14 protein-coding genes are annotated in these 20,111 nt (G+C 71.5%); 2 read left to right on the top strand and 12 right to left on the bottom strand.

Translation table 11 applies throughout. From position 1 onward, the window contains the following. Positions 1-115: 115 nt before the first annotated feature. The 8 genes from FJ309_10410 to FJ309_10375 all read right to left on the bottom strand — a co-directional run bounded on the left by FJ309_10410 (position 116) and on the right by FJ309_10375 (position 12,527). A complete protein-coding gene (locus FJ309_10410; GenBank protein MBM3955009.1) occupies positions 116-976 on the bottom strand; it encodes an SDR family oxidoreductase in 861 nt (286 codons plus the stop codon). Continuing rightward, positions 973-2,268 (bottom strand): Holliday junction resolvase RuvX, encoded by a 1,296-nt coding sequence (ruvX, locus tag FJ309_10405; GenBank protein MBM3955008.1) that lies wholly within the window; start codon positions 2,266-2,268, stop codon positions 973-975. Before ruvX ends, FJ309_10410 begins: the two co-directional genes overlap by 4 nt. A gap of 361 nt (positions 2,269-2,629) precedes the next feature. Then, positions 2,630-3,709 (bottom strand): mannose-1-phosphate guanylyltransferase, encoded by a 1,080-nt coding sequence (locus FJ309_10400; protein ID MBM3955007.1) that lies wholly within the window; start codon positions 3,707-3,709, stop codon positions 2,630-2,632. A 75-nt stretch (positions 3,710-3,784) separates the two neighbouring features. Beyond that, positions 3,785-5,254, bottom strand: a complete 1,470-nt coding sequence (locus FJ309_10395) for a UDPGP type 1 family protein (GenBank protein MBM3955006.1) — start codon at positions 5,252-5,254, stop codon at positions 3,785-3,787. Between the two features lie 130 nt (positions 5,255-5,384). Then, positions 5,385-6,275 (bottom strand): hypothetical protein, encoded by an 891-nt coding sequence (locus FJ309_10390; protein ID MBM3955005.1) that lies wholly within the window; start codon positions 6,273-6,275, stop codon positions 5,385-5,387. Between the two features lie 83 nt (positions 6,276-6,358). Beyond that, positions 6,359-7,546 carry a methionine adenosyltransferase gene (locus FJ309_10385; protein MBM3955004.1) on the bottom strand — a complete coding sequence of 396 codons (1,188 nt, stop codon included), beginning with the start codon at positions 7,544-7,546 and terminating at the stop codon, positions 6,359-6,361. 60 nt (positions 7,547-7,606) lie between these two features. Further along, complete coding sequence (locus FJ309_10380; protein ID MBM3955003.1) at positions 7,607-8,944, bottom strand: 3-deoxy-D-manno-octulosonic acid transferase; 1,338 nt, start codon at positions 8,942-8,944, stop codon at positions 7,607-7,609. A gap of 43 nt (positions 8,945-8,987) precedes the next feature. Beyond that, positions 8,988-12,527 (bottom strand): preprotein translocase subunit SecA, encoded by a 3,540-nt coding sequence (locus FJ309_10375; protein ID MBM3955002.1) that lies wholly within the window; start codon positions 12,525-12,527, stop codon positions 8,988-8,990. A 376-nt stretch (positions 12,528-12,903) separates the two neighbouring features. On the opposite strand from FJ309_10375, the gene FJ309_10370 reads away from it, so the two are divergent. Beyond that, positions 12,904-13,680, top strand: a complete 777-nt coding sequence (locus tag FJ309_10370; GenBank protein MBM3955001.1) for an MBL fold metallo-hydrolase — start codon at positions 12,904-12,906, stop codon at positions 13,678-13,680. 11 nt (positions 13,681-13,691) lie between these two features. Here FJ309_10370 and FJ309_10365 read toward each other — a convergent pair whose 3' ends face one another. Both FJ309_10365 and trpD read right to left on the bottom strand, forming a co-directional pair. After that, entirely contained in the window at positions 13,692-15,920 is a 2,229-nt protein-coding gene (locus FJ309_10365) for a heavy metal translocating P-type ATPase (GenBank protein MBM3955000.1), read from the bottom strand. Continuing rightward, positions 15,917-17,170: an anthranilate phosphoribosyltransferase gene (gene trpD, locus FJ309_10360; GenBank protein ID MBM3954999.1), complete on the bottom strand. Its 1,254-nt coding sequence runs from the start codon at positions 17,168-17,170 to the stop codon at positions 15,917-15,919. Before trpD ends, FJ309_10365 begins: the two co-directional genes overlap by 4 nt. An 80-nt stretch (positions 17,171-17,250) precedes the next feature. Here trpD and FJ309_10355 point away from each other — a divergent pair, with 80 nt between their 5' ends. Next, the gene (locus FJ309_10355; GenBank protein ID MBM3954998.1) at positions 17,251-18,189 is read left to right on the top strand and encodes a nucleoside hydrolase; all 939 of its coding nucleotides are present in this window, start codon (positions 17,251-17,253) and stop codon (positions 18,187-18,189) included. 9 nt (positions 18,190-18,198) lie between these two features. On the opposite strand, the gene FJ309_10350 is transcribed toward FJ309_10355, so the two are convergent. Together FJ309_10350 and FJ309_10345 are read right to left on the bottom strand one after the other, a co-directional pair. Further along, complete coding sequence (locus FJ309_10350; protein ID MBM3954997.1) at positions 18,199-19,398, bottom strand: trypsin-like serine protease; 1,200 nt, start codon at positions 19,396-19,398, stop codon at positions 18,199-18,201. 70 nt (positions 19,399-19,468) lie between these two features. After that, positions 19,469-19,885, bottom strand: coding sequence for a TraR/DksA family transcriptional regulator (locus tag FJ309_10345; protein ID MBM3954996.1), 417 nt, complete (start codon positions 19,883-19,885; stop codon positions 19,469-19,471). Between the last annotated feature and the right edge of the window lie 226 nt (positions 19,886-20,111).

The following is a 20,111-nucleotide window of genomic DNA, read 5'->3' as shown; positions in this document are numbered from 1 at the left end:
CGTCGATTACCTGCAGGCCCTCGCCGGCGGAGTCGCGAGCCTCGCCCAACTCGATCTCGGCAAGCAGGATCCCGTGCCGGCGCCGGCCCTGCAGTGAGCCGCGGGAGCCGGGAGATCAGGGATCCGTGAGGCAGTCCCGCAGCCCGGCAAACGGGTCGGGATAGCGAAACGGCGGGGCGATTTCACGGAGCAAGCGGCGCGGATCGACGCGCTTGTCGCCGCCGCGGACCCGGCGAGCCGTCGGCTCCCAGGCAGGCTCCGGAGCGGTGATCGTGCGGGCCAGTTCCGCATACCACTCGGCACGCCGCACGGGACGGCCGTCGCTGACGACATACAACGGACCGGGAGCAGGATGGTCGGCGACGAGCGCCACGATCGCCGTCGCGTCGGCGACATGGATCAGGTTGAGCCAGGTGTCGGCAGGGCCGGCGAGCGGCCGACCGGCACGGATGTCGGCGAGGCGCGGGAGCCGACCTGGTCCATACAAGCCCGCCAGCCGCAGTATCACCGCCCGACCGGGGCAGCGGGAAGCGACGCACGCCTCCGCCTCGAGCAGCGCCAGCCCGGCCGGCCGATCGGGCCGCGCCGGTGTGTCTTCGTTCACGACCGAGCCGTCGGCTTCGCCGTAGACGCCGGTCGAACTGATGAACACGACCCGTGGGGCGCCCGGCAGGGCGTCGAGCAGCTCACCGAGACCGGTGACATGAAGGGCATGGTGCCCGGTGGCGGAATCGGGACTGACGGCCCACAGGACGGTATCGACCTCGGGCAGCCGGGCGAGCGGAAACGGGCCGGTGAGGTCGACGAGCAGCGGTTCGATCCCGTCTGCCGCCATGGCCGCAGCCCGAGCCGGGGAGCGGGTGGTGGCCCAGACCCGATCGCCTCGGGCGAGCCATTCCCGGGCGACGCGTGATCCGAGATAGCCGTGGCCGACGACGAGTCGGCGGCGCCCGGCCTTCGGGGGCGAAGCGTTCATCCGTCGAGTGCTCCGGGAGCCGCGGAGCCGTCGCGGCCCGACTCCAGCCACGCGGTGAGGATGATCTGCGCGGCGATCGCGTCGCTCCGTTCACGGCGCCGCCCCCGGGTGAGGCCCGAGCGTGCCAGCAGGCCTGCCGCCTCGCGCGAGGTGTAGCGCTCGTCCTGGAACGCCACCGGCAGGCCGGTCGTCGTCCGCAGCCAGACGGCGAACCGCTCCACCGCCGCCGACATCCGGCTGGCATTGCCGTCGGCGTGGATCGGCAAGCCGACGACGAATCCCACGAGGTCCTCCTCACGGGCGAGGTGGCGGTAGTAGTCGGCTTCGGCGGCGGCATCCCCACCCGCTTCGTGGACCTCGTGGGGGCTGGCGATGATCCGGGCCGCATCGCAGACCGCGATCCCCACGCGGCGCTGGCCATAGTCGATCCCTGCCAGACGCCCGGCGCTCGGCAGGCGATCCCCTCCTCCGGTCATCGCGACACCGGCTCCGGGGCCGTTCCGTCCGGCAGCGCGAAGCGGCCGGTGGTGAGGAACGACACCGTCGCCCGCTGAACGGTCGGATGGCGCATCATCAAGGCGTGGTGCACGGGGACGAGGAGGAAGTCGTCGGCACCGTCGAGCCGTGTCTCGGCGACGCGGACCACGGCATCGTCGTCTCCCTCGAGCAGGGCGCTGAATCCCGACTCGTCGCCACGGCCACCGGCGACGATCCCGAACGGGCAGGTCGGAACGGCGAGATCGGGGGCGATCTGTTCCCAGTCGACGACCAGTTCCCGGGCGGCTCCTTCTGCAAGCGCCGGGAGCCCCCACACGCGCGACGCCAATCGGGCCAGCTCCGACCCCTGGTTGGGAGCCCCGAGCATCACGATCCGCCGTACGCGGGCCAGCTCGGCCGGCGCCGCCGAGTGCATCCAACGGCGGACGACGAGGTTTCCCAGACTGTGGGCGACGAAACTCACCCCCTCGTCCGCCGGAAGGGCCGCGACGACACTGGCGAGCGCCGCACCATGGTCGGCCAAACCGGCACGTGGGCTGGCGTAGCCGAAGGTCACGACGGTGTCGGTCACGTGGCGGCGGAGGTGCTCGACGAGGGGACTCATGCTCGAACGCCCCTCGCCGAGGCCATGGAGCACGATCACCGTCGGGCCGGTGTGGCGTGGGATCAGGCCGGTGGTGACGAGGTCGGCGAACCGCTCGTCGCACGCGGCCCGCGGGCCGGCGATGACGACCCGGTCGCGGGGATCGAGGAGGCGGCAATCGTCGGTCCCGGGGCGGCGCTGGATTCGCCATTCATGGGCGATCCGTTCATCGGACCAGGCGAGCGCTTCGGCGGCGCGGCGGACCCGCTCGGCCCAGGCAGCCTGCCGTGCCCGGGCATCGACGGACACCTGGGTGTCGGGAGTCACGCCGTCAATCGCGGAGGCGGCCGGCTGGGCGGCGGCAAGGCCCGGTGGCAGGACGACGAGCAGGGCGAACGCCCGCAGGAGGGCACGGCCGCGGCCCGGCGGCGGATGTCCCGCGTCGCTGTCTGGCCACCCCCGGACACGGCGATCGGCCGCTGGGTGAGGCCGCCGGCGCTCCGGGAACCCCATGGTGTTCACCGCGGTCGGCCGAGCGGACCAAGGCCATCGATGGCTTGGTCCACGGACAGTCAGAGGTAGTCGCGCCACCCGCGTTTCTCCAGTTCCGTCACCACGCGGCGGACCGATTCCTCGTGGGCTCGGTCGGCGACGAGCGTGGCATCCGGAGTGTGTACCACCAGCATATCCTTCAATCCCATCGTGACGACGAGATGGTCACCGTCGGCGTGGACGATCGTCCGTACCGAGTCGATGCCGAGGTGGCGGCCGACGACGGTGTTGCCCTCGCTGTCGGTACCCCGCTGGCGGGCGACCGCCGACCAGCCGCCGAGGTCGTCCCAACCGAATGGCGCCTCGATGACGACGACGTCGCGGGCGTGCTCGAGGACCGCGTAGTCGATCGAGATCCCGTGGATCGCCGCGAACTCCCGGGCGAAGACGGCGTCCCGATCGGGGCGATCCCAGGCTGCCACGACCCGTTGCAGCCGCTCCATGCACTCCGGCTGGCGTGCGAGGAGCGCTTCGATGATCGTCCGTGCCTTCCACACGAAGATCCCGGCGTTCCACAGGTAGGTGCCGGCGGCGAGGTACTCCCTTGCCACTGCCGCTGGCGGCTTCTCCTTGAAGTGGGCGACACGGTTCACCACGGCGGGCCCGGCGTCGGCCAGTTTCTCCCCCTGCTGGATGTAGCCGAAGACCTCGGCCGGGTAGGTCGGCTTGATGCCGAACGTGACCAACCGGGCCGGTTGGGCGTCGACGAGAGCGGCTGCCTGGCGGATCGCGTTACGAAAGGACTCGGCGGGGCTGATGACATGGTCGGAGGGCATCACCGCGAGCGTCGCCTCGGGGTCGTGACGCGACACGAGCAGGGCCGAAAGCGCGATGCAGGGGGCGGTGTCGCGCTTGCACGGCTCCCCCACCAACGCCGATGCCGGTACGTCGGGAAGCTGTTCCCGCACGGTGGGCAGGAGCCGCTCGGCGGTGACGACGAGCACCTGCTCGGGTGCAACCAACCCCGACAGGCGATCGACGGTGGCCTGCAGCAGCGTCCGCTCGCCGGCCAGGCGCAACAGCTGCTTGGGAAGCGCCGCCCGACTGGCGGGCCAGAACCGCGTACCCGATCCACCCGCCATGATCACCACGTGGAGCATCACCGACCTCCGTGAGGAAACACGCGTCGCTCGTCGCCGATCCGTCGTGCGGTCCTCGGCCCACCCGCGGGGAAATCACCGGAACTCGCCACCGCCGGTCCCGCGTGGCGTTATCGGGTCCGCGCGGATGACGGCAGATGCGCTGATCCGCGTTCCCGGGGGCAAGGCCAGAGTGACGTCGTCGGCGTCGAGGATCGTGGCGGCGTCGAGCTCGACGACGACCCCCTCGTCGACGGTCACTCCCGCTGCGGCCAGAATCGCCCGGTCGCGGGCGATCAGTGCCTCGCGCACGTGCTCCGGTGTGTCGGCCGCCGCACCGCTGGGATTCTTGAGCGGGGCGAATCCCTCGCCCGGCTCGAGCTCGACGACGCACACCCGCCTCGCCAGGGGGAGGATGTCGAAGATGAAGCGTTCGAACTTCACCGCGTTGGGCGCGCGTGGGGCATGGTGGCGGCCGTCGGCGTCGACGAACGGGACCGCCTTACGCGCTGCGTGGAGCGGGAGGGCGTCGCCACGCGCCGCGCAGTGGGCGAGGAACTCGAGGGCGAAGGCATGCACGGCGATGCTGCCGGCGTGGAAGCGGAGCCGGCCGTCGGCCAGCCGCTCGGCCGCGGCGGTGGCGGGCAGATCGCTGTATTCGACGACCCGGGTCACGCCTCCGGAGGTGGCGATCACCCCGACGCGCTCGGCTGGCTCTCGCTTGCGGATCACCTGGAGCGTGAACTCGGCGGCGGCATCGAGGTGGGCGCCGAGGAACTCGGCATCGAGGGGCAGTGCCAGCGGGTTGTCGACCTGGAAACTCGCGACGGTCGCGACCCCGCGACGGCCGAACCACTCGAGCCCCCCGACGCCCGCCAGCGCCAAGAGCATGCCGCCGTGGCCATCGGGGGCGAGGGCGACGCGGTCCGGTGCGGCAAGGAGGATGTTGCCATCGGCCGCGTCGAAGGCCGGCAGGTCCTGTTGCCGGAACAGGAACACGTCGTCCGGGTCGAGCCCGCACCACTGCCGCGATGCCAGGAAGCGGCGCGTCTCGTCGTCGGTGGCGGCGCTGGTCATGATCGCCAGGGGGACTCCGCGTCCGTAGCGGCGGCCGATGGCCGCGAGTCGGCCGAGAAGCACGTCGAACAACGTGGCCTGCGACAGCGGCCCCACGGCGCACAGCCCCTTCGGCCCGGTGCACCCCAAGCGTGTGCCCTGTCCACCTGCGACAAGGATCGCCCCGACCGCGCCGGCCGCCAGTGCCTCCCGGCCGCGGGCGGCGACAGTCGGATCCGCACCGCGGAGGGGACGACAGGGGGGAGACTCGGCGCTCGCCAGATCGAACGACGTGTCCCCGGCAGGAGGGGCGAGGTGTCCGCGCCGGACACGCCGGGTGAGATCGGCGACGAGCCCCCAATCGATGGCCGTCACCTGCGCGAGCAGTCGCTCCCGTGCAGCGGCGTCGAGGCGCTCCCAGTGGGCGAGGACGCCGAGTTGATCGGCGCCGCGCAGCGCCGCCACCAGCGTGGGGGAGGGTTCGTCGAGCCGGTGGCCGGCGGAATCCATCGTCTACCCTCCTCCCCGGACCCAGCGGTACAGCAGCCACGCCAGCAGGGGAAACCCGAAGAAGATCACCGTGTAGGTGAACAGCGTCGTCCACAGTCGTTGCGGCCAGCGGGCCATGGAAGCCGATGCCTCAGGGATCCGGTGTGACGGGGACCGCGGTGGATCGTCCGGAGGAGGGCATCGGTCCGTCGGCCGTGAACGAGACGACGACCTCCACCGGGTCGTCGGCCGCATCCTCGAGGCGGCACTCGATCCGGGTGCCCCAGGGGAGTGTTTCGACCGCATCGGCCTCCGCTTCCGTCGCTGCTTCGACGGCGGCGATCGTGATCAGCGGGCTCACGGAGAAGGGCGGGCAGAACGCGACATGGGTCGGTGCCGAGCGCTCCCCCGGCGGGACGACGACGACCACCGTGCCCTCGATGCGGTCGGTCATCGTGTCCGCTCGATGGAAACGCATCAGCCGTTGCGAGAGGGCTCCACCGGAGGCCTCGGCGGGGGACGCCGTGGGCCCACCACCGACAGCACACGCCCCCAGTGGCGCCTGCGCCGCTCGGTGTCGTGCCTCCGGCTCGGCCATGGTCCTGGCCACGGCGCGGCGGCGCGGCACCCGCACCAGCGCCGCCGTCATCGCGGCCCCGGCTGTCGCCACCGCCGGCCACGCCGTCCCCCGCCACGGCCAAGGGGGCGCCAGTGCCGCCACCGCGCAGCAGAGGGCGATCCGTGCAGCGATCGGTTGCCACGCCATCCCCGGCGCCCTCTCGTCGGACCGCCCTGCGGCTGCCCGGGCGATCAGGTCGGCGGCGACCACGAATCCGACGCCGGTCAGCGCCACCGCCAGCATGCCGGCGGGGCGCCCACCCCCCGGGAGGCCTCCCGCCAACCGGCGGACGACGAGCACTCCGGCGCATGCGAGGGGGAGCGCCCCTGCCAGGGCGAGGGCGCCGGTGGCGAGCGCGGCACCGACGTCGTCGGCGCCGGCCGACCGGCGGGAGATTCTCCGGAACCCTATCGAGTCCGTCACGGCGGCGGGCATCCCTCGGCTGTGAGCACTCGATTCGTCCACACCTTCGTCACCGCATCAGCGGCGGCTGCGGCGCGGGCTCGTCACCGCGCCGCGCCGGCAATCGCGCCGGACCGGGCCGCTTGCGCCAGCGCCGTGGCGCGATCGGTCTTCTCCCAGCTGAAGCCATCGCGTCCGAAGTGGCCGCCCGCGGCGGTCTTGCGGTAGATCGGCCGCCGCAGGTCGAGGTAGTCGATGATCCCCCGGGGCGTGAGCGGGAAGAACTCGCGGACCACCGCACACAGTCGCTCGTCGGCGATCGCCCCGGTTCCCTCGGTGTCGACGTGCACGCTGACCGGATCGCTCACGCCGATCGCGTAGGCCAGCTGCACCTCACAGCGCTCGGCGAGGCCGGCGGCGACGATGTTCTTGGCGACATGGCGCGCCATGTAGGCGGCACTGCGGTCGACCTTGGTCGGATCCTTGCCGGAAAACGCGCCGCCGCCGTGCCGTCCCCAGCCACCGTAGGTATCGACGATGATCTTGCGGCCGGTGAGGCCGCAGTCACCGTGCGGACCGCCGACCACGAACCGACCGGTGGGGTTGATGTGGTAGGTGATCGAAGAAGTGTCGAGGTCCCGCGGGAGAAGCGGCTTGACGATCTTCTCGATGACGAACGTGCGGATCTCGTCGTTGGTGACGTGGGGAGCGTGCTGCGTGGAGACGACGATCGTGTCGATCCGCACCGGCTTGTCGCCGTCGTACTCCACGGTCACCTGGCTCTTCGAATCGGGCCGCAGCCAGTCGACCTCGTTCTTCTGCCGGGCTTCGGTCAGCCGGTTGAGGATCCGGTGGGAGAGGGCGATCGGCAGGGGCATCAGCTCCGGGGTCTCGTTGCAGGCGTAGCCGAACATCAGGCCCTGGTCGCCGGCGCCGATGTCCTTGCCCTTCGCCTCGTCCTCGTTGACGCCCATCGCGATGTCGCCCGACTGCTTGCCGACGGCGACGAGCACGGAGCAGGTGTCGGCGGCGATCCCCATCTCGTCGTCGGAGTAACCGACGTCACGGATCACGTCGCGGACGACTTTCTGGTAGTCGATCGTGCCGCGGGAGGTGATCTCGCCGGCGATCACCGCCAGACCGGTGGTCACCATCGTCTCGCAGGCCACGCGGCTGCGCGGATCCTGGGCCAGGTAGGCGTCGAGGACCCCGTCGGAAATCTGGTCCGCCAGTTTGTCCGGATGACCCATGCTGACCGACTCGCTGGTGAACAGATACTTCCCTCGTGACACGTCCGGTTCCTCGTCGTGATGGTGGATTCGCAGTCCGGTAGGCCGATGCCGAGGGCCGGATTATGGACGGTTTTCCGGGGACCGGCAACGGCCGCCCCCCGCGCCGCCGCCGCCGGCGACGTTTTCGAGGACGAGCGCGGCGGTCAGGGCCGTCGCGCCACGATGTGCCGCGACCGTCGCCCGGGCCTCGGCGCCGCGGGCGGCGGCCCATGCAGGGTCGTCGAGGCAACGGCCCACGAACTCGGTCAGCGCGTTCCCGTCGCCGACCACCGTCGCGGCGTCGGCGGCCAACAGCGTCGCCACTTCGGTGGCGAAGTTGCGCGTGTGGGGACCGAAGCAGACGGCTGTACCGTAGGCCGCCGGCTCGAGCATGTTCTGCCCGCCACGGTGGCCGTCGAGGCTGCCGCCCACGAACGCCACGGCCGCCGTACCCCACCACCAGGCCAACTCACCGGTCGTATCGACGAGCAAGACCGTGGTGGCGGGGGGGGGGTGACCCGCGTCGAGCCGGCTGCGCCGCTGCCAGGGCACGCCGGCGCGATCGAGCAGCGCGGCGATCGCCGGCGCGCGTTCGACGTGCCGCGGGACGATCACGAGCCGCAGCCGAGGATGCCGGGGCGCCAACGTGCGGTAGGTGGCCAGCGCCAGTTCCTCCTCCGGATGCTGCGTGCTTCCGGCGAGGAACACGACGTCGTCGGGGGTGAAGCCGGCGAGCGATTGCAGCCGGTGGATGTCGGGATGGTCACGGTCACCGCGGACGCCGTCGTACTTCAGTGAACCGGCGACGACGATCCGCCCCGCCCCGAGCGCCGCGAACCGCGCTGCGTCCTCGGCGGACCGGGCCACCACGACTGCCACCCGGGAGAGCATCCGCCGGACGACCGGTGCGATCCGGCCGTAGCCGGCGGCACTGCGCGGGCTCATCCGGGCGTTGGCGACGACGACCGGGATGCCACGGTGCCAGGCCCGCGCGAGAAGATTCGGCCACAGTTCCAGTTCGCCGAGGACGATCAACGCGGGGGCGCAGCGGTCGATGACCCGCTCCACCGCCCAGGAGAAGTCGAGCGGGCAGGGGAAGACACGGTCCGTGCCGAAACGCTTCCGCGCGACCTCCAGCCCGGTCGTCGTCGAACTGGAGACGACGCAATCGACGGGGCACCCGGCGGCCTCGGCCTGTCGCTCGATCTCGGCAGCGAGCGCGGTGAGCAGTTGCACCTCACCGACACTGACGCCGTGGAGCCAGATCCGCGGCCTCCCGGCCGGATCGGGGAGCGGTGCGATCGCGCCGGTGAACCGCACCCACGGGGCGGCGACTTGGCGCGCTCCCGAGAGCCTCCGCCACGCCACCCAGGGAAGGATGAGCAGCGCGACCAGCAGATAGACGACATCGAGCAGCATGCCGGAACGATCACGGGCGTGAGGCAGCGGCCGGAACGGCGCGTCACCCGGCCGCCACGCCGCTCGACTTGGCGCAGCAGTTCTTGAACTTCTTACCGCTGCCGCACGGGCAGGGGTCGTTGCGCCCCACCTTGGCGGCGAGATTGCGGATCGGCTCGAGCCGGGCCGGCTCACTCCCGGCTTCGGCCGCCGCCGGGGCTCCTGCCGGCGCGGTCGGTGGTGCTTCGATCGGGGCGGTCGGCCGGGCGGCCTCGGCATGGATCGCCGCGGTCTCCTGGAACGCGCTGCGGACGTCGTCGTCATCCACCTGCTCGATCCGGTAGACGAGGTCGGTGACCCGCTCGTCGATGCCGTTCCACATCAACTCGAAGATCCGCATCCCTTCGCGCTTGTACTCGACCTTCGGATCGACCTGGGCATAGCCCCGGAGTCCGACGCTGCTGCGGAGATGGTCCATCGCCAGGAGGTGGTCCTTCCAGGCGTTGTCGAGCGTCTGCAGGACGACGGCCCGCTCCATCCGCTTCATCTCTTCGCGCCCGTCGTCGCCGCGGCCGTGGCGCCTGGCGCTGGCGGAGAAGACCTCGCCGACGACCGTGTCGGGGTCGCCCGAGCCGAGGCGCTGCTCGTCGAGATCGCCGCCGAACCGATCGCGGGCCCAGGCGACGAATCCGGCCAGGTCGATGCGGCGGACGCCGTCGGGCTGGCGCTGCGAGAAGTGACCGAGCGCTCCGAGCACCGGATACTCGATCTCGCGCCGGTCGTAGACTTCGCGCGCCTTGGCCCGGACCTTCCGCCGGAACGCCTCGGGATCACCCCCCGTCCGCTGCAGGTCGGCGATCTCCTCGGGGGTGAGTTGGATCCCGAAGCGCCACTCGGTCCAGCCGCAGGCGCTGCGGACTCCGAAGTCATCGGCGAGGAACCGCGCACCCTCGGCGAGATCGATCGCCCGGATCGCGGCCGCCGCACGCTCCTGGAGCATGTCGGTGACGCCGTCACGGCCGATCCGGCGCAGCTCGCGGTCGTTGACACCGAGCTTCCAACGCGTGTTGACGAACGCCGCCAACGCCGCCCAGTTCCACTCCGTCTCGTCCTCGCCGTCGGGCAGGTTCTCCTCGACCGCCTCGGCGATCTGCACCTCCGATTGGCGCACCGCGTCCTCGCTCGCGACGCGCTCCGCCTCGGCGGGCGACAGTCCGCGGAAGTCGGCGGCGTCGAGCTCGCAGCCCAATTGCGAGGCCGCCCATGCGGCGAAGCTCTGCGAGCCGTAGTCCTTGTCGAGGAGGGTGCCGATGTTGGTGTCGATCTGGCGACCGACCATCTCCCGGATCAGTTCCCGGCAGTCGGCGTCCTCGAGGATCCGCTGGCGGAACCCGTAGACCCGCTTCCGCTGCTCGTCCATCACCTCGTCGTACTCGAGGAGGTTCTTGCGGACGTCGAAATGGCTCTCCTCGACCTTCTTCTGGGCCGCCTCGACCCGGCGGGTCACCATCCGGCTCTCGATCGCCTCGCCATCCTGCATCCCGAGGCGCGTGAGGACGTTCTTCACCCACTCGCCGGCGAAGATCCGCATCAGGTCGTCTTCGAGCGAGAGGAAGAACCGGCTCGAGCCGGGATCCCCCTGCCGGCCGCAGCGGCCGCGGAGCTGGAGGTCGATGCGCCGCGCCTCGTGGCGCTCGGTGCCGATGATCTGCAGCCCTCCCATCGACCGCACCAATTCCCCTTCGGCCTTCATGTTCTCGGCCTGGGAGATCTCGGCGACCAGCCCGTCCCACTCGTGCTTGGGGACATCGAGCCGCGTCGGGTAGCGATCCTGGAGCTTCGCCCAGGCGAGCGTTTCCGGGTTGCCGCCGAGGATGATGTCGGTGCCGCGTCCGGCCATGTTGGTGGCGATCGTCACCGCGCCGAGGCGCCCCGCCTGGGCGATGATCTCCGCCTCGCGCTTGTGGTGCTTGGCGTTGAGCACCTGGTGGTCGATGCCGCGCTTCTCGAGCAGTGCCGAGAGCCGCTCGCTCTTCTCGATCGACACCGTTCCGACAAGCACCGGGCAGCCGCGCCGCTGCAGCTCGCGGATCTTCCCCCGGGGCAGGGTCTCGACGTCGCCGCCGCGCCGCTCCCCCTCGGGCTTCAGTTCGAGGCGGATCTCGCGGTCGTCCTCGCCGACGATCCGGCCCATGTGGAAGCTGCCGTCGGCGAGGAGCACCGAATCCCAGCGGTGGATTCGCTCGACCTCGTCGGCCACCGCGATCCACTTCTCGCGTTCGGTGCGGTAGATGACGTCCGGATGGTTGATCCGCTTGAGGCCGCGGTTGGGGGGGATGGCGATGACGTCGAGCTTGTAGATCTTCCAGAACTCGCTCGCCTCGGTCATGGCGGTGCCGGTCATGCCGCCGACCTTGTCGTAGAGCTTGAAGAAGTTCTGCAGGGTGACCGTCGCCAGGGTCTGTGACTCCTCCTTGATCCGCACCCCTTCCTTCGCCTCGACCGCCTGGTGCAGCCCGTCGGACCACTGCCGCCCGGGCATCAGGCGGCCGGTGAACTCGTCGACGATCACCACCTCGCCGTTCTGGACGACGTAGTTCACGTCGCGCTTGTAGAGGTGATGGGCCTTGAGGGCGTTGTCGATGAGGTGCGGCCACTCCATGTTGCCGGCGGTGTAGAAGCTCTCGACGTCGGCCAGCCGCTCCGCGCGGCGCACGCCTTCCTCCGTGAGGGCGACGGTGTGCTCCTTCTCCTTGACCTCGAAATGGGTCTCCGCCTGGAGCTGCCGCGCGATCTGGTCGGCACGCGCGTATTTCCGCACGTCGTCGTGGGCCGGGCCCGAGATGATCAGCGGCGTCCGCGCCTCGTCGACGAGGATGTTGTCGACCTCGTCGATGATCGCGTAGTGGAGCGGACCCTGGCTCTGCTGGACGTGCGCGGGAAAGCGGTCGTCGCCGCGCCTGGCGAGGCGCATGTTGTCGCGCAGGTAGTCGAAGCCGAACTCGTTGTTGGTCCCGTAGGTGATGTCGCGGGCGTAGGATTTCTGCCGTTCGTCGGTCTCCATCCGCGACTGGATAGCGCCCACGGTCAGGCCGAGACCGATGTACAGCGGCCCCATCCACTCCATGTCGCGGCGCGCGAGGTAGTCGTTGACCGTGACGACATGGACGCCCTTCCCCTCCAGGGCGTTGAGGTAGGCCGGGAGCGTGGCGACGAGCGTCTTCCCCTCGCCGGTGATCATTTCGGCGATCGCCCCCGAGTGGAGCACCATCCCGCCGATCAGCTGCACGTCGTAGTGCCGCATCCCGAGGAACCGCCGGCCCCCCTCCCGGCAGACGGCGAACGCCTCGACGAGCAGGTCGTCGAGCGTCTCACCGGCGGCGAGCCGGCGGCGAAACTCCACGGTCTGGGCGCGGAGCTCGGCGTCGTTCATCGCCTGGTACTTCGGCTCCAGCGAGTTGATCGCCTCGATCTTGGGCTCCAGCCGGCGCAGGTAGCGTGCGTTCGACGAGCCGAACAGTCCGGTCAGCAGCCGTTCGACACGGTGCTCGACCGCGGAGCCCGCGTTGCCGACCGTCTCCCAGAGGCGTTCGAGGAATTCCATGACGGGATCAACGGGTCCGCGGGGGCGAAAACGGGCCGGGTGGTCCCGACGCTGACGTGGCCGGACTCCGCCGCCTGCCGGCGCCGGGTTCTGGAGACCGTCGGGGACGATCGAGGGGCGGGCAGCCGGATGGCAGGAAGGCAGGTTTTCCCGAGCCAGCTAACCTCCGAATAATTGTCACGGTTTCGGCCGCGGCTGGTCAAGGCGATCCTCGACCGGTCTACCGCACGACCCGATCGAGTAGCATGCGGTCGCTTCCCGCCGCTCCGCTCATCGGCCACTTGCCGACTTCCTCCCCATGATGGCCACGCCCTCCTTCCGGTCTGGCCGTGCCACACCACGGCCCCGTGCGGTCGGCCGCGACATTGCCGGGCAGTTGCTGTTTCTCGGCACCGGGACGAGCGTGGGCGTCCCCGTCGTCGGCTGTGGTTGCCCCACCTGCACCAGCCCCGATCCCCGCGACCGGCGGTTCCGCACGAGTGTGGCGCTGGGCCTCCCCGCCGGCACGCTCCTGATCGACACCACTCCCGATCTCCGCCAGCAACTGCTGAACGCCGGGCTGACGGCGATCGACGCGATCCTCTACACGCACGATCACGTCGACCACGTCTACGGACTCGACGACGTCCGGCCGATCTGCTTCCACTCCGGCCGCTCGGTGCCGGTGTACTGCGAACCGCGGGTCGAGGCCCGGATCCGGCTCGCCTTCGACTACGCTTTCGCGGCGATCCCCGCTCCCGGGGGCGGCGTTCCGAAGCTCGCCCTCGAGTCGATCTCGACCGAACCATTCACGGTGCTGGGAGCCCGCGCCGTGCCGCTCCGCCTCCGCCATGGACCGTTCGACGTCCTCGGTTTCCGGTTCGGCGACGTCGCCTACTGCACCGACACCAACGAGATCCCGGCGGCGACGCGGCCGCTCCTGGCCGGCCTCGACGTCCTCGTCCTCGACTGCCTGCGGCCGACGCGGCACCCGACCCATTTCTCGCTCGCCGAGGCGATCGACACGGCCCGGTCGATCGGGGCCCGGCGGACGTTGCTGGTGCACTTGTCCCACGAGCTCGGCCACGCCGAGGTGTCGGCACGGCTCCCGCCGGGAATCGAGCTGGCCCACGACGGGCTGGCGGTGCCGCTGACCGGGCTGGAGCGCGGTTGAGGCCACCCGGCCTATCGCCCCCCGCGGCGCAGCCGCAGGGCGTTGGCGATCACCGACAGCGAGCTGATGCTCATCGCCGCCGCCGCGAGCATCGGGCTGGTGACGTGCCCGAACAGCGGGTAGAGGAGGCCGGCGGCGACGGGCAGGGCGACGAGGTTGTAGACGGTCGCGAGGACGAGGTTCTGCCGCACGTTGGCCATCGTCGCGTCGGCCAACGCGACCGCGCGGGGCACTGCCGCCAGCCCGCCGGTGAGGAGCGTGATGTCGGCGCTCCCGATCGCCACGTCGGCGCCTTCCCCCATGGCCAGGCCGACGTCGGCGGCGGCCAGCGCGACCGCGTCGTTGATCCCGTCGCCGACGAAGGCCACCCGCTGCCCCTGCCGGCGCAGGGCGGTCACCCGGTCTGCCTTGTCCTCGGGCGACAGTCCGCCGGCGACTCGCTCGATCCCCACCAGACGGGCGAGATGCTCGGCGGCCGCGGGGCGGTCGCCGGAGAGCAGTTCGATCCCCGCGCCGCGCCGCCGCAGGAAGCCGACGACGTCGGCGGCGTCGTCGCGGGGCGGATCGGTGATCGCGAAGGCACCGGCGAGGTGGCCATCGACGGCGGCGAACACGAGCGTCTGTCCGGCGGCAGTGGCCTCGGCCACCCACTCAGCCGCCGGACCGGTTTGCAGCGGCGTCAGCTCGATCCCGTCGTCACCGAGCAGGCCGGCGGTTCCCACCACCACGGCGCGATCGCCGCACCGCCCCCGGATCCCGCGCCCGATCACGGCGGTCGCATCCGCCACCGGCGGGATCGGCTCCCCGGCGGCGGCGACGGCAAACGCCTTGGCCAGCGGGTGCTCGCTCACCTTTTCCACGGCCGCCACCATGCCGAGCAGGGAGTGCGCCGCGGGCACCCTCCCGGGAACCGCCAGCGAGCCGACGACGCGCGGCGCCCCGGCGGTCAGGGTTCCGGTCTTGTCGAACGTGTACAGCGTCGCGGCGGCCAGGGACTCGAGGGCGGCGGGGCTACGGACGAGGATCCCCTCGCGCGCCCCGCGGCCGATCGCCACGGTCATCGACAGCGGCGTCGCCAATCCGAGGCTGCAGGGGCAGGCGATCACCAGCACGCTGACCGCGGACACGAGGCCCAGGGCGAGCCGCGGTTCCGGGCCGAACGCGGCCCAGCCGAGAAACGTGGCCAGGGCGAGACCGAGCACCGCCGGGGTGAACACCGCCGCGGCCCGGTCGGCAAGGGCCTCGATCGGCGCCCGCCGCGATTGTGCCTCGCGCACGAGCCGGGCGATCCGCGCCACCAGCGCCCCGGCGGCCGCGGTGTCGGCGCGGATCACCAGCGCCGCCGGACCGTTGATCGCACCGCCGAGGAGTTTGTCGCCGGGCCCGCGCGCCACCGGCAGCGGCTCGCCGGTGAGGAGCGACTCGTCGCAGGTCGTCGTGCCCTCCAGCAGCGTCGCATCGGTGGGAATCCGCCCGCCGGGGCGTACACGGAGGAGGTCGCCCGGCCGTACCTGGCTGAGCGGCACCGTCTTGCCGCCGGGATGGCGCTCCGCGGTGGGTGGGGCGAGGTCGAGAAGCGCGCGGAGCGCGGCTCCGGTGCCGCGCCTGGCACGCGACTCGAGCGCCTGGCCCGCGAGCACGAGGACGACGATCATCCCTGCCGATTCGAAAAACGTTTCGACGCTGCCGTCGTGGCGGCGGAACGCGGGCGGAAACAGCCCCGGGGCGACGGTGGCGACGACGCTGGCGACGAACGCCACCGTGATCCCCAGCCCGACCAGGGAGAACATCGTCGGCCGGCCGCGCCGGAAACCGGCCCAGCCGCCGGTGAGGATCGGCCAGCCACCCCACAGGACCAGCGGTGCGGCGAGCAGTAGTTGAAGGACGTTGCCGGTCGTCCCCGCCAGCCAGCCGACGATGCCGTCGGTGATGCCCAGCGCGTGGCCGGCCATCCCCGTCATCGACACCGCCATCAACAAGCCGCCGAGCAGGGCACAGACCACCAGCCGGCGCCGGGCCCGGGCCGCGTCGTCCGCCGCCGTGGAGGCCTGACCGATCGGGACCAGCTCCATCCCGCACACCGGGCAGCTTCCGGGGGCCGACGCCGTGACGTCGGGATGCATCGGGCACTGCCAGCCGAGCTCACCGGCGCCGGGACGGGCGCAGCACGGGGGCAGCGGTGCGCCAGCGGCCGCCGGCCCGGGGGGAGGAGCGTCGGGTTGGATCACCTCGAGCTTCATGAGGGGCTCACCGGATCGGGTTCCTGTGACGTCGCGACGAGGGCCGCCAGCGTCCGCGCGGCGGCGCCGGAGTCGATCGCCTCGATGGCGATCCTGTAGCCGTCGGCCGGGGTCGCGCTCCGGCTGGCGGCCCAGAGCAGGGCTCCGGCATTGACGGCCACCGTCTCGCGTGCCGGCCCCGGCACGCCGGCGAGGACGGCGGTGATCGCCGCGGCGCTGGCCGCGGGACCGTCGACGAGCAAGCTGCCGAGATCCTCGGCGTTGCGGCGGGACAGGCCGAAGTCTTCGGGCTCCCAACGGCACCGGCGTCGCACCCCGCCGGCGATCTCGACGACATCCGTCGGCCCGAAGACGCTCACCTCGTCACAGGCGTTCCCGGCCGGCAGCGTCCCCGACACGACCAGCACGCGCTGCATCCCGAGGTCGGCCGCGGCGTGGGCCAGCGGCTCGCGCAGCTCCGGTCGGCCCACCCCCACCACCTGGACGGTCGCCCCGGCGGGATTGCACAGCGGGCCGATCGCGTTGAACAGCGTCGGCCGACCCAGCGCCCTTCGCAGCGGGCCGACGAGGGCCATCACCGGGTGGTACACCGGTGCCAGGCAGAAGCAGATGCCGGCGACGTCGAGGCACCGGGCCGCCACCGCCGGTCCGCAGCCGACGCGGACACCGAGTCGTTCGAGCACGTCGGCCGACCCGGTCGCGCTCGACACCGCGCGGTTGCCGTGCTTCGCGACCGGCAGGCCCGCTGCCGCGGCCACCAGGGCGGCGGCGGTCGAGATGTTGAACGTCCCGGCGCCGTCGCCGCCGGTGCCACAGGTGTCGGCGACGACGGGGTGGCCGTGGCGCACCGCCACCATCCGTTCACGGACCGCCGCCGCGACTCCGGCGATCGCGCCAGCGTCGGGGGCCCGGTCAGCCATCGACGACAGCCAGCGGCCGAAGGTGTCGAGGTCGCCGCGCCGGTCGAAGACGGCGGCGACGAGGTCGTGGACCTCCTGCCGCGACGGCGTCAGGCCCGCGGAAAGGCGTTCCAGGGCTACGGCGCCGGGATCTGCCGCCGCGCTCATGGGGTGAGCCTCCGCAGGCCTTCGGGAACGATCGACCGTCGGTTTCGCATACGATGTCTCGGGCCTGGGATCGCGAGCAGACCGTGGTCTCGGGAGTCGGCCGCCGGATGGGGACGCCCGGATCCCGGAAAACCGGCGGCGGTGCCGGCGGTCGCTCGGGTGGACGGCGGCCACGGAGGCCATCGTCCACGGACCACTCGGTTGGCCGGCCGCCGCGGTTCGTCAGCCTACACCGGCCATCGTCCCCTGGAGCGAGTTGAGCCGTGGCCCGCAAGGTGATTCTCGACATCGACCCCGGGATCGACGACGCCCTCGCCCTGACGCTGGCGCTGTTCGACCCACGGTTGGAGGTGCTCGCGGTGACCGCCACGGCGGGGTGCGTCGGTCACGAGCAGGCGACGGCCAATCTCCAGGCTCTCGTCAATTTCCTCGATCCCCCTCGGCTGCCGCGCCTCGGCAGTGCCCCGGCCGACGTCGAACTCGCCCCCTGGCCCTACCGTCTCGACGGCAGCGACGGCCTCGGCGGGATCGACCTGCCCCAGGTGTCGCTCCACGGCAGCCACGTGGCCGAGAAAGTCATCACCGAAACGGTCCGGGCCCATCCCCGGCAGGTAACGCTCGTCGCCCTCGGCCCGTTGACCAATCTCGCCCGGTCTTTCCGCCGTGATCCGACGCTCGTCGAACTGCTCCAGGAGGTGGTGGTCTGTGGCGGCACGCTCCGTGGCACCGGCGATGCGACAGCCGTCGCCGACACCAATTTCGCCGCCGACCCCCTCTCCGCCCGCGCGGTGATCCGCGAACCGGTGGCCAAGGTCCTGGTGCCGCTGGAGACGATCGGGCAGGTGGCGCTGGGGTTCGACCTGCTCGACCAGCTTCCCGACGAGACCTCGCGGGGCGGCGCGCTGGTCCGGCGGATGCTGCCGCACGCCTACCGGGCCCAGCGGCAGGTGCTCGGCAGCGAGGGGATCACGCTCCCCGGCACGGTCGCCCTGGCGTCGGTCGTCCATCCCGCGTTGTTCGAACGGACGGCGGTCGTCGCCGACGTCGAGACCAGCGGCGAATTGACCGCCGGGATGCTCGTCATCGATCGCCGCCAGGCCCGCACCGGCAGCCCCACCGCCGACATCGTCTCGGGATGCGATGCCGCCGGGGTCGTCGATTTCCTGATCCGCGGCCTCCAGGCGGCTGCCGCAGCGACCTGAGCGGGGCGGTCACCGCGGCTCGTATTGGTCGCGGCTGGCGACGCGGAGGCGCAGCGCCACACGACCGCGGTCGCGGAAGACGACCAGACCGACCTCGCGATCGGTCGGCGTGGTGCTCACCAGGCTGACCAGATGATCGTCGTCCTCGACCGACAGTCCGCTGAACTCGAGGATCACGTCGTCGGCCAGCAGGCCCGCCAGGTCGGCCGGCGACCCGGGGGTGACGCCGGTGACGCGTGCCCCCACCGGCCGCACCATGCCGAGGCGCTCCGCCGACTGACGATTGAACGAATTGTCGAGGGCGACACCGAGGTAACCGCGCGCCACCTTGCCGTTCTCGACCAGTTGGCGGGCGACGAACTCGACCATACCGGCCGGGATCGCGAATCCGATCCCCTCGCTGCCGCCGGAGTTGCTGGCGATCGCGGTGTTGAGGCCGACGACCTCGCCACGGAGATTGACCAGCGGCCCGCCACTGTTGCCCGGATTGATCGCGGCGTCGGTCTGGATGAAGTCCTGGAACCGGACGCGCTCGTCGCCGAGCTCGAGATCGCGGCGCCCCTTCGCCGACACGATCCCCATCGTCACCGAGTGCGACAGCCCGAACGGGCTGCCGATCGCCAGCACGGTGTCGCCGATCTCGACCGTGTCTCCCGCTGCCAGCCGCGCCGTCTCGAGCTCGGTGCCGGTGATCTCGAGGACCGCGATATCGGTGCCGGCATCGGACCAGAGACGCCGCGGCGAAAGTTCACGGCCGTCGTCGAGGCGGATGGTGATGTTGTCGAGTTCCGCCCGGTTGACGACATGGCGGTTGGTGATCACGACCGTCCGTCCGGCGATCGACGTGATCACTCCCGAGCCGGCCTCCTCCTCGCTCGCCTTGCCCGCCCGCGGACGGAGCGCGGGCTTGCGGGCGTCGATGTGGACGACCGTCGGCCGGAGGAGGAGGGTGAGCCGGCGCAGCTGGGCGCCCTGCCGCTCGAGGTACTCGGCCTCCCGGGCCACCTGCCCGTAGAGCCGTTCGCGCTCGGCTGCCGAAAGCCGCGCGGGGCGGACCGGATCGACACGCGGGACGCCCGTACCGCCGACCGCATCCGGAATTGCCGGGGGCTCGTCGGCGACCGACGGACACACCGTCGAGGTGACGGCGATGGCCAGCACCACGACGGAGCGGTTGCGAAACGAAGCCAGAGGCCTGCAGGCGGACATGACCGGCTCCGTGGGGCTCGTCCTCGTGGGCCAGCGGAGCATACCCGACGGTCGGACCGCCGCACGCCCGCTAGCCGACGTCGAGCTCGACGTCGCCGGCGAAGCTGTCTTCGGCCTCCTCACGCGATGGCCGGAATCCGGTCCGCTCGCTGTCGCGCTGGCAGGAGATGCACATCGTCGCGTAGGGCAGGGCATGGAGGCGGGCCATCGGGATCTTGCAGGAACAGACTTCGCAGAGCCCGTACTCGCCCGATTTCATCCGCTCCAGCGCATTCTCGATGTGGGCCAATTCGCGGCTCTCCACCTCGGCGAGCTGCGAACTGATCTCGTCCTGGGCCGAATCGAGGGCGGCATCGATCATGTCGCCCGGCGACTCGCTGCGCAACTCCTTGAGCAACGACAGGTCGCCTGCCAGAGCACTGCGCAGGGCATCCCGTCGGCGGACGAGGATCGTCCGCAGGTTCACGAGGGCGTCTTTGCGTGCCATGGTTCAGTCTCCTCGCCCGGACGGATAGTTTCCGGCACGGCGGGCCTTGCCCCGCGCGCCGGCGCCCTGGGTCGCACCGAATACTACGCCGCTCGCAGGCGGTGGTTCGGCGGCCGCGCGCTCCTCCGGCGTGATCTATCGAAAAACGTGCCGCCCTGGGGTGCGACACTTGGCGGCAGGCGGAAGATCTCCCCCAAAACCCGCCGTTTTGGGCCCCCTCGGGCGA

This window comes from Planctomycetota bacterium (genome assembly GCA_016872555.1).
Classification (GTDB): Bacteria; Planctomycetota; Planctomycetia; order Pirellulales; family UBA1268; genus F1-20-MAGs016.
Note: the sequence above shows the minus strand (reverse complement) of the source record. Positions and strands in the feature narration are given on the sequence as shown.

Excerpts from the sequence above, each read along its gene's own strand:
- ruvX (MBM3955008.1), bottom strand. The coding sequence starts at position 2,268 with ATGGCGAATCCAGCGCCGCCCCGGGACCGACGATTGCCGCCTCCTCGA.
- FJ309_10380 (MBM3955003.1), bottom strand. The coding sequence starts at position 8,944 with ATGCTGCTCGATGTCGTCTATCTGCTGGTCGCGCTGCTCATCCTTCCC.
- FJ309_10365 (MBM3955000.1), bottom strand. The coding sequence starts at position 15,920 with ATGAAGCTCGAGGTGATCCAACCCGACGCTCCTCCCCCCGGGCCGGCG.
- FJ309_10350 (MBM3954997.1), bottom strand. The coding sequence starts at position 19,398 with ATGTCCGCCTGCAGGCCTCTGGCTTCGTTTCGCAACCGCTCCGTCGTG.
- FJ309_10395 (MBM3955006.1), bottom strand. The coding sequence starts at position 5,254 with ATGGATTCCGCCGGCCACCGGCTCGACGAACCCTCCCCCACGCTGGTG.
- FJ309_10345 (MBM3954996.1), bottom strand. The coding sequence starts at position 19,885 with ATGGCACGCAAAGACGCCCTCGTGAACCTGCGGACGATCCTCGTCCGC.
- FJ309_10375 (MBM3955002.1), bottom strand. The coding sequence starts at position 12,527 with ATGGAATTCCTCGAACGCCTCTGGGAGACGGTCGGCAACGCGGGCTCC.
- trpD (MBM3954999.1), bottom strand. The coding sequence starts at position 17,170 with ATGGCCTCCGTGGCCGCCGTCCACCCGAGCGACCGCCGGCACCGCCGC.
- FJ309_10410 (MBM3955009.1), bottom strand. The coding sequence starts at position 976 with ATGAACGCTTCGCCCCCGAAGGCCGGGCGCCGCCGACTCGTCGTCGGC.
- FJ309_10400 (MBM3955007.1), bottom strand. The coding sequence starts at position 3,709 with ATGCTCCACGTGGTGATCATGGCGGGTGGATCGGGTACGCGGTTCTGG.